Source organism: Mycobacterium sp. (assembly GCF_049683935.1).
Taxonomy (GTDB): Bacteria; Actinomycetota; Actinomycetes; order Mycobacteriales; family Mycobacteriaceae; genus Mycobacterium.
Genome location: NZ_JBAUJR010000285.1, coordinates 1 through 15206, shown reverse-complemented (window position 1 = coordinate 15206; position 15206 = coordinate 1). Strand labels below are relative to the sequence as shown.

16 protein-coding genes are annotated in these 15206 nt (G+C 65.7%); 5 read left to right on the top strand and 11 right to left on the bottom strand.

Annotation, left to right across the window (positions count from 1 at the left end; translation table 11 throughout):
- Window positions 1-59 precede the first annotated feature (59 nt).
- The 4 genes from WA965_RS16635 (at window position 60) to WA965_RS16620 (ending at window position 5303) form a co-directional block, all read left to right on the top strand.
- Window positions 60-1361, top strand: coding sequence for a dicarboxylate/amino acid:cation symporter (locus WA965_RS16635; protein ID WP_526297065.1), 1302 nt, complete (start codon window positions 60-62; stop codon window positions 1359-1361).
- Window positions 1362-1443: 82 nt separating this feature from the next.
- Complete coding sequence (locus WA965_RS16630; RefSeq protein WP_526297067.1) at window positions 1444-2085, top strand: universal stress protein; 642 nt, start codon at window positions 1444-1446, stop codon at window positions 2083-2085.
- Complete coding sequence (locus WA965_RS16625) at window positions 2085-4805, top strand: cation-transporting P-type ATPase (RefSeq protein ID WP_526297069.1); 2721 nt, start codon at window positions 2085-2087, stop codon at window positions 4803-4805. The genes WA965_RS16630 and WA965_RS16625 overlap by 1 nt, the downstream gene beginning before the upstream one ends.
- Window positions 4806-4928: 123 nt before the next feature.
- Entirely contained in the window at window positions 4929-5303 is a 375-nt protein-coding gene (locus tag WA965_RS16620; RefSeq protein WP_526297071.1) for an HlyC/CorC family transporter associated domain-containing protein, read from the top strand.
- Here the strand turns inward: WA965_RS16620 and WA965_RS16615 are convergent.
- Window positions 5190-6065 (bottom strand): ion channel, encoded by an 876-nt coding sequence (locus WA965_RS16615; RefSeq protein ID WP_526297073.1) that lies wholly within the window; start codon window positions 6063-6065, stop codon window positions 5190-5192. The two genes, WA965_RS16620 and WA965_RS16615, sit on opposite strands and share 114 nt — an antisense overlap.
- Before the next feature lie 199 nt (window positions 6066-6264).
- On the opposite strand from WA965_RS16615, the gene WA965_RS16610 reads away from it, so the two are divergent.
- A complete protein-coding gene (locus WA965_RS16610) occupies window positions 6265-7452 on the top strand; it encodes a metallophosphoesterase (protein WP_526297075.1) in 1188 nt (395 codons plus the stop codon).
- 19 nt (window positions 7453-7471) lie between these two features.
- On the opposite strand, the gene WA965_RS16605 is transcribed toward WA965_RS16610, so the two are convergent.
- The 10 genes from WA965_RS16605 to WA965_RS16560 all read right to left on the bottom strand — a co-directional run.
- Window positions 7472-7819, bottom strand: a complete 348-nt coding sequence (locus WA965_RS16605) for a thiocyanate hydrolase (RefSeq protein WP_526297077.1) — start codon at window positions 7817-7819, stop codon at window positions 7472-7474.
- A gap of 2 nt (window positions 7820-7821) precedes the next feature.
- Window positions 7822-8544, bottom strand: a complete 723-nt coding sequence (gene scnC / locus WA965_RS16600) for a thiocyanate hydrolase subunit gamma (RefSeq protein WP_526297079.1) — start codon at window positions 8542-8544, stop codon at window positions 7822-7824.
- Between the two features lie 10 nt (window positions 8545-8554).
- On the bottom strand, window positions 8555-9391 hold the full coding sequence (locus WA965_RS16595; protein ID WP_526297081.1) for an SH3-like domain-containing protein: 837 nt from the start codon (window positions 9389-9391) through the stop codon (window positions 8555-8557).
- A gap of 156 nt (window positions 9392-9547) precedes the next feature.
- The gene (locus tag WA965_RS16590; protein ID WP_526297083.1) at window positions 9548-10414 is read right to left on the bottom strand and encodes an NAD(P)H-binding protein; all 867 of its coding nucleotides are present in this window, start codon (window positions 10412-10414) and stop codon (window positions 9548-9550) included.
- Window positions 10415-10435: 21 nt separating this feature from the next.
- Complete coding sequence (locus WA965_RS16585; RefSeq protein WP_526297085.1) at window positions 10436-11446, bottom strand: glycerophosphodiester phosphodiesterase family protein; 1011 nt, start codon at window positions 11444-11446, stop codon at window positions 10436-10438.
- Between the two features lie 32 nt (window positions 11447-11478).
- Window positions 11479-11979 carry a nitroreductase family deazaflavin-dependent oxidoreductase gene (locus WA965_RS16580; RefSeq protein WP_526297087.1) on the bottom strand — a complete coding sequence of 167 codons (501 nt, stop codon included), beginning with the start codon at window positions 11977-11979 and terminating at the stop codon, window positions 11479-11481.
- A 26-nt stretch (window positions 11980-12005) separates the two neighbouring features.
- Window positions 12006-12842 carry a class I SAM-dependent methyltransferase gene (locus WA965_RS16575; protein ID WP_526297089.1) on the bottom strand — a complete coding sequence of 279 codons (837 nt, stop codon included), beginning with the start codon at window positions 12840-12842 and terminating at the stop codon, window positions 12006-12008.
- 36 nt (window positions 12843-12878) lie between these two features.
- Window positions 12879-13760, bottom strand: a complete 882-nt coding sequence (locus WA965_RS16570; protein ID WP_526447823.1) for a ferredoxin family protein — start codon at window positions 13758-13760, stop codon at window positions 12879-12881.
- Window positions 13757-14995 (bottom strand): cupin domain-containing protein, encoded by a 1239-nt coding sequence (locus WA965_RS16565; RefSeq protein ID WP_526302296.1) that lies wholly within the window; start codon window positions 14993-14995, stop codon window positions 13757-13759. The genes WA965_RS16570 and WA965_RS16565 overlap by 4 nt, the downstream gene beginning before the upstream one ends.
- Before the next feature lie 10 nt (window positions 14996-15005).
- A partial coding sequence (locus WA965_RS16560; RefSeq protein ID WP_526447821.1) for a BatC protein occupies window positions 15006-15206 on the bottom strand: 201 nt, incomplete at its 5' end.

The following is a 15206-nucleotide window of genomic DNA, read 5'->3' as shown; positions in this document are numbered from 1 at the left end:
AATCGGGGTCCGCGGCGCGGTACTCGAATCGTGGGGCCGGACCCCTGCCGGAGGTACGTATGAAGTCGTCGCTGTCACATCCCGCGGTCCAGATCGGTCTCGCAGCGATCGGCGGCATCCTCTTCGGCCTGCTGGTCGGCGAGTGGGCGGCCAATCTGAAGTTCGTCGGTGACATGTTCATCCGCTTGATCCAGATGGCGATCGTGCCGTTGGTGATGACATCGGTGATTGTGGCGACGGGATCGATGACCGGAACCGGTACCGGCAGAATCGCCTTCCGCACCTTCAAGTGGATGCTCGGCTTCTCCTTCGTCGCCGCAGTTCTCGCATGGGCACTGAGCGTCCTGATCCGGCCCGGCGCGGGCATCGTGTTCGGTGAGGCGGTCGACCCGAGCCTGGAGGGGTCCGCCGACGAGGCTCTGGGTTGGCAGGAGACTCTGCTCAATTTCGTCTCGACGAACATCTTCGACGCGATGTCGACGGCGACGATGGTGCCGATCATCGTATTCTCGTTGTTGTTCGGAGTTGCGCTGCGCACTCAGATCAACAAGACCGGCGACACCCGGGTGCTCACGTTCATCGATCAGCTCCAGCAGATCGTGCTCACCATGATCCGATTGGTGATGTACATCGCTCCGATCGGCGTGTTCTGTCTGCTGGCGCCGCTCGCAGGGGATGTGGGCTTCGCGGTCGTGACCACCGCGCTGAAATACCTTGGTACGACGCTCCTCGGGGTGCTGATCCTGTTCGCGCTGTTTGTTGTCGTCGTCACGGCCCGTACCCGACTGAACCCGTGGAAGCTACCCGGCAAGCTGGCCGAACAGACCGCGATCGCCGTCACCACAACAAGTTCGGCGGTCACCTTCCCCACGGTGCTGAAGAACACCGTCGAGAAGATCGGTGTCAGTCAGAAGGTCGCCAACTTCACGCTGTCGGTGGGGCTGACGATGGGATCCTACGGGGCGGTGCTGAACTACATGATCGTGGTGATGTTCCTGGCGCAGTCGGGCAACATCGATCTGACCATCGGCCAGATCGTCCTGGGGATGGGCCTGGCGATCCTGCTCAACATGGGCACCATCACGGTCCCCGGCGGATTCCCGGTGATCGCGATGTTCCTGGCGGCATCACTGGATCTGCCGGTCGAGGCCATCGGTCTGATGATCGCCGTCGACTGGTTCACCGGCATCTTCCGCACCTTCCTCAACGTCAACGGGGACACCTTCGTGGCGATGCTGGTCGCCAACGCCGACGACGAGATCGACCGCGAGGTCTACAACGGCACCAAGACGGTCACGGCCGAGGACATCGACCTCGAGGAGTACCGCGACGTGATGGCCCGCGCCGACCAAGCGGATTGACCGAAGACCAGGGCACAAAGTCCCTACGGTGACCGTCGGATGAGACTGTCCGGGCACCGCCGGTTCTGAAAACCTCGAAGAGGTGAACACCATACTCGTCGTCGTACTGGTCGCCGCCTGGATCGTGGTGGGACTTTTGTCCGGACTGTGGATGGCCCGCCACGGACACGATCCGTTGTGGACGCTGATCGCGGTGGTGTTGGGACCGCTGTTCGTGCCCATTGCGATCGAGCGGGTGCAGCGCAGTCCCAGCGTCGCCGCGTTCGGGCAGAAGGGTGCCCCACCGCGCAGATCCGACGCCGCTCCCGGATTGCGCGTGCTGGTCGGCTACGACGGGTCGGCCGAGGCCGAACGCGGCCTGGCGACGGCGCTGCGGCTCTTCGGGCCGTACTGCGGACTGCTGGTGCTGGCCGAAGTCGTGCACTACGAGACTGCCGAGAACGCCACCCGCACCGACCTCGACGCGTCCTCGGAGCGGCTGGCAGGTTTGGTAAGTGGTGCCGAGATCGCCGGTGTCGTGCACACCGAGGTCCTCGCCGGCGCGCCCGGTCCGACGCTCCGCGGATTCGCCGAACAGCAGGACATGGATCTGATGGTGGTCGGGAGGCGCGGCCAGGGCTTCTCCACCCGGCTACTGGGAAGTGTCTCGGCCGACATCATCGAACACTCCCGGGTGCCGGTGCTCGTCATCGAACCCGTCGACCGCCCGGGCGGGAAGACCTGATGGCGGCGCCGGCACCCGTCGCAGTGAACTCGCACCATGGGATGTCGGCCCACGAGGTCGTCCTGCTGTTGGAGACCGATCCACATCGCGGGCTCAACGGCGATGAGGCAGCCGAGCGTGCCCGACGGTTCGGACCCAACGTGCTTCCCCAGCCGACAGGTGCGGGTCTGCTTGTACGAATCCTGCGCCAGTTCCACCACTCACTGATCTACGTTCTGCTGGTCGCCGGCGTCGTGACCGCGCTACTGGGTGAGTACGTCGACTCCGCCGTGATCTTCGGTGTGGTGGTCGTCAATGCCATCGTCGGATATATCCAGGAGTCCAGGGCCGAGGCGGCGCTGCAGAGTCTGCGGGCGATGGTCCATACCCTGGCCAGAGTGGTCCGTGACGGCCGTGAACGCACTGTCGAGTCGGAGCAACTCGTGCCAGGCGATCTTGTGCTCATCGAAGCAGGCGACAAGGTGCCCGCGGATATCCGCCTGCTACGGCAGACCGAACTGCGCGTCGACGAATCGGCGTTGACCGGTGAGTCGGTGTCGGTACCGAAGAACGACGACGTGCTCCCCGCCCCGACCGCGGTGGCGGATCGTCGAAACATGGTTCACTCGAGCACGCTCGTGACAGCTGGGACGGGTGCCGGCATCGTAGTGGCCACCGGGGCGGAAACCGAGATCGGCGAGATTCACCGACTTGTTGGTGCCGCCACGACGTTGGCGACCCCACTGACCGAGAAGTTGGCGCGGTTCAGCAAGGTCCTGACCGTGGGCATCCTGGGTCTGGCCGCGTTGACTTTCGCCATCGGCCTGCTGCGCAGACAGGACGCCGTGGAGACCTTCACGGCAGCCGTCGCACTCGCGGTGGGCGCGATCCCCGAAGGACTACCTGCCGCCGTGACGATCACGCTGGCTATCGGTGTGGCACGAATGGCCAAGCGCAGAGCGGTCATTCGGCGACTGCCCGCAGTGGAGACACTCGGCAGTACCACTGTGATCTGTGCGGACAAGACCGGCACGCTCACCGAGAACCAGATGACGGTGCGGGAGATCTGGACACCCGACGAATCGGCGGAGGTGACCGGATCTGGATATGCAGTCGACGGCGCATTGCTCGCGAAGGGTGGCACTCCGGTGTCGGTCGACACAAACGTCGCGCTGCGATGGACACTGCTCGCGGGTGCGGTCTGCAATGACGCTGTGCTGACGCCCGCCGGTGAGCGGTGGGGCATCGTCGGCGACCCCACCGAAGCGGCCATGCTGGTCGTCGCGGCGAAGGCTGGTCTCACGCCGGAGCGCCGTGCCACGAGCCTTCCCCGGGTCGGGGTGATTCCGTTCAGTTCGGAACGCCAGTACATGGCCACCCTGCACAGGTCCGACCACGATCACGGCGACCATGTCGTGCTCGTCAAGGGCGCTGTCGAGCGGATGCTCGACCTGTGCAGCACTCAGATGTGCGCCGATGGTTCGCAACGGCCCCTCGATCGCACGACGGTGCTGGGAGCGGCAGAAATGCTTGCTGCCAGAGGACTTCGGGTGTTGGCGGTCGGTGTCCGCACATCCGCCGATCCCGCCGACTTCACCGAGGACGCCATCGCCGGTTCGGTGACTCTGACCGGTCTGCAAGCCATGCTCGATCCGCCCCGCGCGGCCGCCACATCGGCGGTGTCCGCCTGCCACTCCGCGGGCATCGCGGTGAAGATGATCACCGGCGATCACGCCGGCACGGCCAGCGCGATCGCCGCTGCGGTGGGGGTGCTGGACGAGCACGAGCGCACCGACCGAATGGTGTTGACGGGGGCAGATCTCGCCGCTGTGCCGCCCGAGGAGTTCCCCGAAGCGGTCGAGCGCGCGAGTGTGTTCGCCAGAGTGTCACCGGAACAGAAGCTGCGACTGGTAGAAGCCTTGCAGGACAAAGGCCACGTCGTCGCGATGACCGGTGACGGCGTCAACGACGCGCCCGCGCTGAGGCAGGCGAATATCGGGGTAGCCATGGGCCGGAGCGGCACCGAGGTCGCCAAGGATGCGGCCGACATGGTCCTGACCGATGATGACTTCGCGACGATCGAAGCAGCCGTCGAGGAAGGCCGCGGCGTCTTCGACAATCTCACGAAGTTCATCACGTGGACCTTGCCCACGAACATCGGCGAGGGCCTGGTGATTCTGGTGGCTATCGCACTCGGCGCGGCGTTACCGATTCTCCCGACTCAGATCCTGTGGATCAACATGACCACCGCGGTCGCGCTGGGACTCATGCTGGCGTTCGAACCCAAGGAGGACGGCATCATGGCCCGTCCTCCGCGTGATCCGGTCCAGCCGTTGCTCACTCGGGCCTTGGTCGGCCGCATTCTGTTGGTATCCAGCTTGCTCGTCGCCGGCGCGTGGTGGCTGTTCGAGTGGGAGATGGCAAACGGCGCGACGCTGCCCGAGGCCCGGACCGCGGCGTTGAACGTCTTCGTCGTGGTCGAAGCCTTCTATCTGTTCAGTTGTCGGTCACTCACCAAATCTTCCTGGCGCATAGGTGTGTTCACCAACCGCTGGCTCATCGTGGGTGTGGCCACGCAGGCCTTCTTGCAGCTGGCGATCACCTACCTACCGGTCATGAACACGGTATTCCAGACGGCGCCATTGGACCCCGGGGCCTGGCTGCGTATCTTCGCGATCGCCCTCGTCGTCAGCGTTGTAGTGGGCGCGGAGAAGTGGCTTCGGGCGCGCGAACTCGCCTGACGAAATGGAGATGAATTGAAATGGGGTTCGCCGCTGCACCGTCCAGACAGATCCTGTTGCGACCGATTCGTCACCGCGGGCCGGGATGACGAGGCGGACCGCGATATCTGGCCGGTCACGACGATGCCCGACGGAAGCTTGCTTCTGCCAGGGACTTTCCCCGTCCACGACCTATCCCACATCGGGATCGACCCCGCGAGCGTGCCGAAAGTCGACTACACGACGATCGCCGGATTGGTAGTGGCAGCGCTGGGCCGCATCCCAACCTCACCGGGAGATCGTGTCAAGCTCCCTGAATGCACAATCGAAGTCAGCTCAGTTGGCGGGCGGCCGTCATCGGTGTGCGACTCATTCAACGAACCGCCGACTGATGCGGTGGGCAGTTCAGTCATTGTGGCGGTGGTCGGTGGCGTAGGCCTTGATGGTGGCTGCGGTGTCGCCACCGAGCCGCAGAAACTCCTCGTCGAGAAGTGCGGCCAGGCTGTCCACGGCGGCTGAGATGAGTGCGCCGGCCAGGCGGACCTGTGGGTCTTCGCTGACATAGGCCTCGTCAGCGAGCTCGGTGGCGTACTCGAGCGAGGATGCCAGCGACGCGTCCGTTTCGGTATCGCGGAAGTAGTACGTCGCGCTGTCTTGGTTGAAGTCGTTCCTGACCTCCACCACCGCGGTAGCGATGCCGGTCAGCACTCCGGTAGGCACGCACTCGATTCCGAGGGCGGGCAGTGCGCGCCGCGCCTGGCGCAGGGTCGAGAGCTCCAACGCCAGCACCCGCCGACGGTGGAGGGCGGGGTAGATCTGCAGCACCCAGGACACGGCGGCGGTGAGGAGCATGAACCCGAACAACGCCTCCAGAGGGACGATCACACGAAGCCAGGGTGCAGTGGGAACGATGTCGCCGAACCCGAGGGTGCCGATCGTCACCAGCGACACGTAGACCGAGTCGAACACCTTGTGTCGTGCCGCAGGATTGAGTTCCGAGCTGTAGGCGAAGCCCTCCGGCATCAGGGCGTAGTACAGCATCGCCCATCCCAGGACCGCCAGTGCACCCCAGGTCAACACGACCATGGCGATTCCCAGCGGACCCGTCAACGACGCAATGCGCCGATCGGGTGGGAACAACCGCAGCAGCCACCAGACGAACTTCATCACCTGCGGTGCGATGCTGCCGTGGCCGATCGGGTGAAACAGCGTGTGGAACACATCGCGCATCACCAACAGCACGAAGAGGGATCCGACGACCGCCACTGCCCAGTCCGTCACACACCTCCTCGGTAGACGCGCCCGGCGGCACCGACTGCCGTGCACACATCATGCTCCGGCGGTCGCGTCATGGTTCGGCTGTGCGCGATTTCGGCGCGGCGGCACCCGATGGCGGTCGGTATGCGCGCCGGAGTCACCACCTCGTCGGTGCAGGTACCGTCGTCGGTAATCCACACAGAGAAAATCGAGGCGCGCCGCGATGTCAGATACGCAGTCGACCGAGGCCGAGCCCGCCGTTGCGCGGCGATCGCGACGGCGATGGTCTCGCCTTGCCGTCGTCTCCACGATCCTGCTGCTGCTGTTCGGGGTGCCGTGGTGGACGCTGCTGTTCGCCGGCACACGATGGCCCGACGCGGTGGTCGTGGTCGGCTCCCTGGTCTTCGCGGCCGGGATTGTGGGGCTGCCCGCGATGATGGCGTGGGGCCACGGGCATCGGCACCGGGACTGGGCGGCCGTCATCGCCGACGCGCTGCTCGGTGCCGTCTGGGTGCTGTTCGTGTGGTCGGTGCTGTCGCTGCTGTTGCGTCTGGGTCTTCTCGTGTCCGGCGTCGAGGATCCACTCAGAGCTCGCCTGGTGGCAGTTGCGATTGTTGTCGTCGTCCTCGTGCTGCTGGTCTGGGGTTACGTCGAAGCCATGCGGATCCCGCGGATAAAGAATGTCGACGTCAGGATCGCCCGGCTCGGCCGGGGACTGGACGGCCTGCGAGTCGTGGTGATCACCGACACCCACTACGGCCCGATCGACCGGGCCCGCTGGTCGGCGTCGGTGACCGAGCGGGTCAACACGCTCGACGCCGATATCGTCTGCCACGTCGGTGATCTCGCTGACGGGACCGTCAGCGTGCGCGAGCACCAGGTCGCTCCGCTGGCGGCCGCGCAGGGCAGGCTCGCCCGGGTGTACGTCACCGGCAACCATGAATACTTCAACGAGGCGCAGGGCTGGCTGGACTACATGGAGCGCATCGGCTGGGATGCACTCCACAATCGGCACATCGTGGTCGAACGCGGCGGCGACAGGCTCGTGGTCGCCGGCGTGGACGACGCGACCGCCGAGGCGTCCGGGGTCGACGGCCATGGAGCGAATCTTGATGCAGCTCTGCATGATTCCGACACCACGCTGCCGGTGCTGCTGCTGGCCCACCAGCCCAAGCAGATCACCAGCGCAGCCCGTGGGGGCGTGGATCTACAGATCTCCGGGCATACCCACGGTGGACAGATCTGGCCGTTCAACTTCCTCGTCCGGCTCGATCAGCCGGTGGTGCACGGCCTGAGCAGCCATGGTGAGCGCACGCAGCTCTACACCAGCCGCGGTAGCGGGTTCTGGGGACCACCGTTCCGGGTCTTCGCGCCCAGCGAGATCACCGTCCTGACACTTCGTCAGGGGTGATGCGCATCATCGCGGTCGGTCAGGCCTCGAGGCGCGCCCGGATCACCGCTAGTTTCTGTCGCAGTTCGGATTCTGTGATCAGCCCGCGGGTCATCAGCGAATGTGCCAGCGAGACCAGTTGGCTCTCCGGGTAGGGCAGGTCGGAGTACACCGTCGCAGACAGAGCGTCTTCCTCGTCGCGGCGTTCCTTGAAGCTCGGAACCGGGGTGTCACACGCAGCGTGGTCGAGCGCATCACAGAGGCCGTCGAGGCTGGTCTTCCACGGCGGCACCGGGTTCTCCACGCCGTACTTGGCCGCCATCGTCGGCCACACCTGACGACGGTCGACGAGGTGCTGCAGCACGTCGCTGTCGACGGGCCGGTCCATCGTCAGACGCCGTCCGGGTGCACCGCGGCACGGGTGTCGGTGATGACGTTGGTCGTGACTCCCGCTTTGGGCAGTGCCACGCCGATCAGGCAGTCGCGGGTGATGATCTCGGTCAGCTGATCCTCGGTCCAGTCGTCGGTGCCCTCGGGGCGGATCGGCATGACCATGAAGCGGTGCTTCTGGTTGGAGTCCTGCACCCTGACCTCGACATCGTCGGTCAGGTAGAGGCCGAACTCCGCGAGCACCTGACGCGGCCAACGTACCAGGCGCCGACGGTAATTGGGTGTGCGGTACCACTCCGGGGAGTTGCCGAGGATCGGTCGCGGATAACACGAGCAGAGAGCGCAGACGATAACGTGGTGGACCGTCGCGGTGTCCTCCAGGATCTGGAAGGCCGTGAAATCGCTGGGGGTGCCGAACCCGGTCGGCTCGAGCCAGTCGACGCCGACTTCCTTGCTCGCTGTCATCGGTTCGGCGAGGGCGAGACTCTTGAAATCGGGATCCAGCCATGCGCGGGCCACCAGCCGGGCGGCAGGAGTGGGTCCGATCTGCTCGGCGAACTCGGTGAAGCGCCGATGTTCCTCCGCGGTGAATATGCCCTTCTCGATGCACAATTCGCGCAAGGCGATCTCGAGGACTTCGAAGTCCGTGACCTCATCGACCATCGGCTTGACGGTGCGGTCGTGGTCGTGGTCGTGGTCGTGGTCGTGGTCGTGCTCTGTCATGTTTCTCCGTTCAGCCGGCCTGCAGCCAGCGCTCGGGAATCTCGGTGCGGAGGCTGTCTGCGGCCGGCCCGTTGAAGTCGTTCCACAGTTCGGACATGCGGAACCGGACGACGTAGAACCATTCGGGCTTGGCGTCGGGGATGTCCCACGTCTCATCCTCGGCGGCCGGGCTTTCGTAGGCCACCGCGGCGATCTCACCCTTGGCGCCGCGCACGTATTCTGGCGTGCGGGTGTAGAACAGCACCGGCAACTCCCGCACGACGACAGGGTCGCCCACCTTGAACTTCGGTTCGCCGGCTTTCCCCGCATACACCTGCGGATCGCCTTTACCCACCGCGTGGACGACGTGGCTGTTGCGCTTGACCTGTGATCCGTCGCCCTCGGATCTGGGTTGCGCTTCGAGGGTCTTCCCCTCGAGTCCGTCGGCGTAGCGCTCTTTGACCTCGGCCATCCGCTCGCTGAGTTCGGTGAGGCCGATGTGGTGCTTCTCGATCAGCACACGTGCCACGGACAGCAGCCAGCGACCGTAATAGGGGAAGCCGAGATACACCGCGCGCCCGACGTCGACATTGCCGATCCGCCGCCGCTCCTCGGACAGCCAGATCCCGCGCCAGGCAAGCACTTCGCAGATCACATAGGTCATGTGCTCCCAGTACTCGTAGTCCTTGTTCTCGTACTTCATCGGGGCGTCCGGCTCGCCGCCGACGTCGTGCACGGGCTTCATGTAGGCGACGAAACGGTCGTGGTCGAGCAGGTCGGGAGTGGGTGCGTCAGGAAGCTCGGGGTAGGCCGATTTGAGTCGCGCGACGAGGTCGAGTTGTGCGGCACGTTCAGCGGAGCTACTCATGGACAGACCTTCGCTACGACTTGGCGACCGAACTCTGCAGTATGCGCAGATTAACACCGGTTAACTACCGACCGGCCGATAACTCTCAATCATTCTGTAAGACTGCAGTATTGACGTCGGCGACCATTGTTTGCACATTGCGACAGGACGATGGTCCTATGTCCAGGCTCGCTCGTGCCAGCGCCAGGCGCTGTCAGTGAGGAACTCGGTCAGTGTCCGAGGTGGTCGACCGAGCAGGGATTCCACGTCGCCGGTGATCGGTTGGTTTTGGCCCAAGCGGGTCAGGCTGTACACCGCGCTCATGAACACGATGGTGTCCCAGGTGACCCCGCGCCGACGCAACCGGCGGGCGAAGGTGAGAAGCCCGGGGTCGGTGTACCGAACGGGGTAGCCCAGCGCCTCGCTGAGTTCGGCCGCAACGTCGTCCATCGTCGGTGCCGCGGGTCCGGCCAGTTCGTAGACGGTGTTCAGATGCTCGCCGGGGTCACTCAGGATCCTCGCCGCCACGGCGGCCGCGTCCCGGGCGTCGAGGAACGTGGTCCGGCCACGACCGGCCGGGATGAACAACTCGCCACGCCTGATGTCGTCACCGTGTGTCGAGAGGCTGCGGTGCAGGTTCTGCATGAAGAAGCTGCATCTGAGGACGGTCCACGCCATCGAACTGCGCCGCAGCGCCGCCTCGACCTTGTAGTGCGGGATGATGCGGGCCCGGTCGGCCCCGAAGACCGAGACGTAGACGACGTGGCGGCACCCTGCCCGCTCCGCTGCGGCGATGAAGGGAATGATCGCTTCGCGCGCCGCCCGGTTGCCGGGTAGGGGGAACAGCAGGAAGAGTCGGTCGACACCGGCCAGGGCAGATTCCCAGGTGGACCGGTCGAAGAAGTCCATCGCGCAGGTGTTGACGCTGCCGTGCGTCCGAGGTGGCTGACGGCTGGCGACCCGGAATTCGCCGTCCGGCTGGGTGCTGAGCAGATCAACGAGTTCGTGGCCGACGTTTCCCGACGGCCCGGTGATCAGAAGCATGCGCTGTTGATTCTCATCCGCTCATCTGGTGTAGGCGCGGGGTAGCGGTAGCCCCTGTTCAGCCATCACCGAGCGCAGCCGGGTCGGATAGTCGGTGATGATGCCGTCCGCTCCCGCGTCGATCTGCGCACGCATCGCCGCGGGATCGTTGATCGTCCAGGGGACCACCCTCAGTCCGGCGGCATGCGCCCGATCGACAAAAGCCCGATCGGCGACGAGCCGGAAACCGGGATCATCGGGTGTCAATCCTGTGGGCACCGAGTAACCCGGTGACAGGATGTCGGCACCCACCAGGAGCGCGCCGGCGATCGGGTCGGGGACAACGGCCGGATCGACCCCGGCCAACCACGGGGAGTCCGGAATGTAGGTGGTGTCGTCCCACAACGTCACCAACGGAATGGACGGCTCGGCCGCAGCGACGAGAGGCAGTGTGCGCCAATCGAAGCTCTGGATCTCAACCTGGCCGACCTTTCCTGCGGCGCGCACCGCACCGAGGATCGCGTCGACGAACTCCTGCGGCGACGCCGACGTGTCGGGTTCTGCCGCCTCCACCTTCGTCTCGATGTTGTAGCGGACGTTCGCACCGTAGGCGTCGGTGAGGGCAAACACCTCCGGCAGCGTGGCGATCTTGTTTCCCGGCACCACCTCGGCGGTCGGGAAGTCGGCGAGCAGTTTTCCGCAGTCGAGCGTGCGGACCTGTGCCAGTGTCAGATCGTGAGTGAACTGTCCGACGTAGGGATACTGAGGATCGTTCGGAAAGGCGGGCACCGTGTCCACGCACTTGGTCGGCTCGATCACCGGGTCGTGCCACACCAACGGTTCGCCATCGCTGGTGATGACGATGTCGAACTCGAGGGTGCTGACGCCGACCTCGAGTGCTTTGGCGAAGGCACGCAAGGATTCCTCGGTGGTTTCGCCGCGCCCACCTCGATGGGCCTGTAGGTCGAAATCCCCGGCGGTGGCCGCCGGCGGTGCGCCGGCGATCGTTCCCACCGTGAGCGTCAGTAGCAGTAGGGCGATAGCCAGGCGCATGAGGTGACGTTACCCAGCCCAGTTGGCGAATATCACTCGGTTTCGGTGAACATCAGCAGCGGTATCGTCCGCCTGCCTGCGAGGCGCTCGTATCCGGCGTAGGAGGGAATGAACTCCTTCGCCAGGTTCCACAACCGTTCCCGATCGGCCCCCGCGACCTCCTGCCCGACGAACGTGCCGGTGTATCCGCCCGCGGAGATCCGGACCACGGGATTCGCCAGCACGTTGTAGTACCAGGCCGGATGTCGCGAGCCCCCGTAGTTCGATGCCACGACGATGACTCGACCGCCGTCGGTGAAGTACGTCAGCGGGGTGGTCCGCTGCCTACCGGTCTTGGCGCCGACGCTGACAAGCAGGAGTTCGGGCGTGACCATCGCCGAGGACAGCCGTCCCCGGCTCAACCGGAGCAGTCGCCGGTCGACACGCGGCGCGACCCGTCGGGCCAGCCACCGTCCCGGGGTGTTGTCCGTCAGCCGGGCTCCGATACGCAACAACGGAGAGCCGGCTGTCGGATCGACTGCGGGGATGCCCATGCACCTGATGTTAGGCAGTGCGGTGCTCAGCCGAATTCCAGCAGGGTGTAGGCGCCGCGGATCTGCTTGGTCAGCTTCAGCTGCCAGAAGGCCGGAAAGAGCTTGCCGAACATCACGCCCCGGCCGCGCGGCATCGGTAGATCGTGCACGGCGCGGACGCCGGGCACGGTGTTGGCCAGGTCGGCCAGTTGAGCAGCCGACAGGCTGAACGGCATCGGCGGGACACGATACCGGCGGGAGGCCCGCATCCCCTTCGGTGCGAACTTCTTCACCAGGACCGGCGGCAGATCGAAGATCATCTGGCCGCCCGGAAAGCGCTTGGCGCACTCGGTGATCAGGCCCATTGCCTCGTCAGGCTGCAGATACATCAGCAGCCCCTCTGCGGTGATGAACACACCGTCGCCGGCATCGACCCGGTCCATCCACGTGTAGTCGAGCGCCGACTGCGCGATGCTCGTGTTCCGGTCGGACGCGGGAAGCAATTGCTGCCGCAGTTCGATGATGGGTGCGAAGTCGACAGTGAGCCAACGGAACTCAGAGTCGGGCAGCGCGGCGTCGAGTCGCCAGAAGCTGGTCTGCAGGCCTTCGGCGAGAGCGATAACTGTGCCGGACGGATGTTCTGACAGGTACCGGACAGCCGCCCGGTCGAAGGCCAACGACCGCAGGGCCATCTCCTGGCCCTTGCGGCCGAACTTCGCGAAGTCGAAGTCGATCGAATCAACAAGCCGGATGGCCATCGGATCGTCGATGATGGCGTCGCGATGCCGGGCCTGGTGGGCTCTGCCGTTCAGCGTCAGCAACGCCGTCTCCGAGACCCCGGTGAGGGTGCTGGCGTCGGCCCGGTCACCGTCTGCGCGATTCATCAGCACAAATCTACGTGCCTGTGCCAAAACCGCTGATCATGTGATGGACGCCAGCGTGAAGACCCTCACTGCGCCGGGAACTCTCGCCTGGCACTGTGACAGCAGTGGCTCGGAGAGTTCCTTGTGGAGGATGACTTCGATGGGGCTCGGCTCGGCGTCGAGGACAACACGGACCGTGTGGTCACCTTCGTCGACGGTCAGCGGTGACAAACCGGCGATGCGGTTTTCGCCGGTGGCCTCGCGCGCGAAGTACTGTGCGGCCTGCACCGCGTGCGGCAGCGAGGTACGCCCGCGCAGGTACCGGTTGTCCAATCGCCCGTCGTGGTACAGCCGGACCAGCTCGGCCGAATCGGTCGAGTCGACCCGCCCGTAACACAACCCTTCCGGCAGGATGAGCATGGTCGCCGCGAATCGGTCACCACCCAGATGTGAGCATTCCCAGGTGATCTGGGGGAATTCAGCGGCGATCGCCGCAGTGGCTCCGCGCCCGCGGACCGCACAGCACTGGTCATGCCTGCCATGGGCGCAGATCGCCACCAGCGGTTCGGTGGACAGGGCGCCATCGCTGCCGTCCAGCGCGATCTCCAGATAGTCGCGGGGATCGCCGACCTCGCCGGAGTGGACGGATTCGCTCCCCGGCGTGGACCGCGCGATGAACCAGCGCCACCTCGGCGCGGTCGGGCGTCGCCCGTGACGGCGAATCGCCGCAATGCGCATACCGGCCTTCTCCACCCGCCGGACGATGGCGAGCCCGAGGTCGGGGTCGACGATCGCCGGCGAGTTCAGGAACGCCGAAGGTCCCCAGGCGCCGCACAATTCGAGAAACACCCAGGTGGATCCCGCCGAAGCGGTGCCGTACATCGGGTCGTTGCGGGCCAGCGACTGGTCACTGCACGGAGCACGCTTCGTCTCTGTCATCCCTTGTCCGCCGGGAGTGGACCGTCCCGGTCGGAAGCCGGTACCACCACAGCCTCCCGCAGCAACCTGCGAATCAGCACAGTCGCGTCGGCGCGGTCGAGTCCGGGCAGGCAACCGGCGTCGAACGTGAGGCCGCGGTGCAGTGCCTGTACCGCGTCGGCACACGAGGCCGGAAACGTCATGGTCCGATCGGGCAGGTGCAGCACGACACGTTCACCGGCACGATCGACGGTGGCGAGGAGTCCGTGGCGCCACCTGATCTTCGTGGTGCCGACGGCTTCGGCCGCCGCGAGCGAGGCAAGGGGGCGGACCGTGACGGGACGTGTCCGCTCGGCGTGCCTTCGGGTCAACCGGGCAGCGGCACCGGTACTGAGCGCAGAAGCCTCATCGCGGAGGGTGGCCGTCATCTGTGCCATCACCTTCGTCACCGTGGCGATGATCTCGTCCTGATCGGCAGGGTCGCCGCCCATCGGCAGTGACGCCCTGAACTCCGCGACGGTCGCCAGTTGATCCACCACCGCTCGCGCGACGTCGAATCCCGTCAGGGCCGCAACCCCGATGGTCAGATGAATCGACGTCGTCTCCAGGGCCTGCGCTGAATGCACCCATCCTCGAGGCAGGTACAGCGCGTCCCCCGGTGACAGCACGGCATCGATGACGGGCTCTTCGGCGACCCGGTCCTCGATTGCGGCCCGGTGCTGGGTCCACGGCTGTGAGGGCAGCGGATGAAGGTGCACCGGTGGGTGCACGATCCAACGTTTCTGCCCGGCAGTCTGCAGCACGAAGACGTCGTGGACGTCGTAGTGCGGATCGAATCCGCGGTTGGTCGACGGCGTGATGTAGGCATTGGCCTGCACGGGATGCCCCAGGTCGTCGACAGCCTGCCGGACGAAGTGGATCAGCGGTGGCCACAGCCGATGCAGCCCCTGGAGGACAATCGTTGCACCGGAGGCGAATTCGCCGAGAACCTTGGCTGAATCCACTTGATCGGTGATCTCTGCGCCGAACCCCGCCGGCCCGAGGTAACAATCCCGGGCCAGCAGGTCACCCTCCTTGGCGAGGCGGATGAACGGTGCGCGTACCCCGCGTTCGGTGAGCAACTCGTCAACCGAGTCGGCCGAGAGCAGATCATCAAAATCGCGGGGCAGCGAACCGGACCGGCTGAGCAGAGGCTTCCGGCCCCAGTGTTCGGTGGCGAACGTGTGCGGGTCGGTGGCGATGCAGCGGCTCAGCATCGCGGAGCGGTCAGGCGGTTCCGTCGGCGCCGCCGTCGTGACCCTCGGGGTTCGAGCCGCCGTCAGCGGTTCCTTCTCCGGCTGCGGTTCCGTCGGCGCCGCCGTCGTGGCCTTCGGGGTTGGAGCCGCCGTCAGCGGTTCCTTCTCCGGCTGCGGTTCCGTCGGCGCCGCCGTCGTGGCCTTCGGGGTTGGAGCCGCCGTCAGCGGTTCC

Bases quoted from the DNA above. Each gene is read 5' to 3' on its own strand.
- WA965_RS16635 (WP_526297065.1), top strand. From the start codon at position 60: ATGAAGTCGTCGCTGTCACATCCCGCGGTCCAGATCGGTCTCGCAGCG.
- WA965_RS16620 (WP_526297071.1), top strand. From the start codon at position 4,929: ATGCCCGACGGAAGCTTGCTTCTGCCAGGGACTTTCCCCGTCCACGAC.
- WA965_RS16625 (WP_526297069.1), top strand. From the start codon at position 2,085: ATGGCGGCGCCGGCACCCGTCGCAGTGAACTCGCACCATGGGATGTCG.
- WA965_RS16580 (WP_526297087.1), bottom strand. From the start codon at position 11,979: ATGGGCATCCCCGCAGTCGATCCGACAGCCGGCTCTCCGTTGTTGCGT.
- WA965_RS16565 (WP_526302296.1), bottom strand. From the start codon at position 14,995: ATGCTGAGCCGCTGCATCGCCACCGACCCGCACACGTTCGCCACCGAA.
- WA965_RS16595 (WP_526297081.1), bottom strand. From the start codon at position 9,391: ATGAGTAGCTCCGCTGAACGTGCCGCACAACTCGACCTCGTCGCGCGA.
- WA965_RS16590 (WP_526297083.1), bottom strand. From the start codon at position 10,414: ATGCTTCTGATCACCGGGCCGTCGGGAAACGTCGGCCACGAACTCGTT.
- WA965_RS16585 (WP_526297085.1), bottom strand. From the start codon at position 11,446: ATGCGCCTGGCTATCGCCCTACTGCTACTGACGCTCACGGTGGGAACG.
- scnC (WP_526297079.1), bottom strand. From the start codon at position 8,544: ATGACAGAGCACGACCACGACCACGACCACGACCACGACCACGACCGC.
- WA965_RS16570 (WP_526447823.1), bottom strand. From the start codon at position 13,760: ATGACAGAGACGAAGCGTGCTCCGTGCAGTGACCAGTCGCTGGCCCGC.
- WA965_RS16610 (WP_526297075.1), top strand. From the start codon at position 6,265: ATGTCAGATACGCAGTCGACCGAGGCCGAGCCCGCCGTTGCGCGGCGA.
- WA965_RS16575 (WP_526297089.1), bottom strand. From the start codon at position 12,842: ATGAATCGCGCAGACGGTGACCGGGCCGACGCCAGCACCCTCACCGGG.
- WA965_RS16605 (WP_526297077.1), bottom strand. From the start codon at position 7,819: ATGGACCGGCCCGTCGACAGCGACGTGCTGCAGCACCTCGTCGACCGT.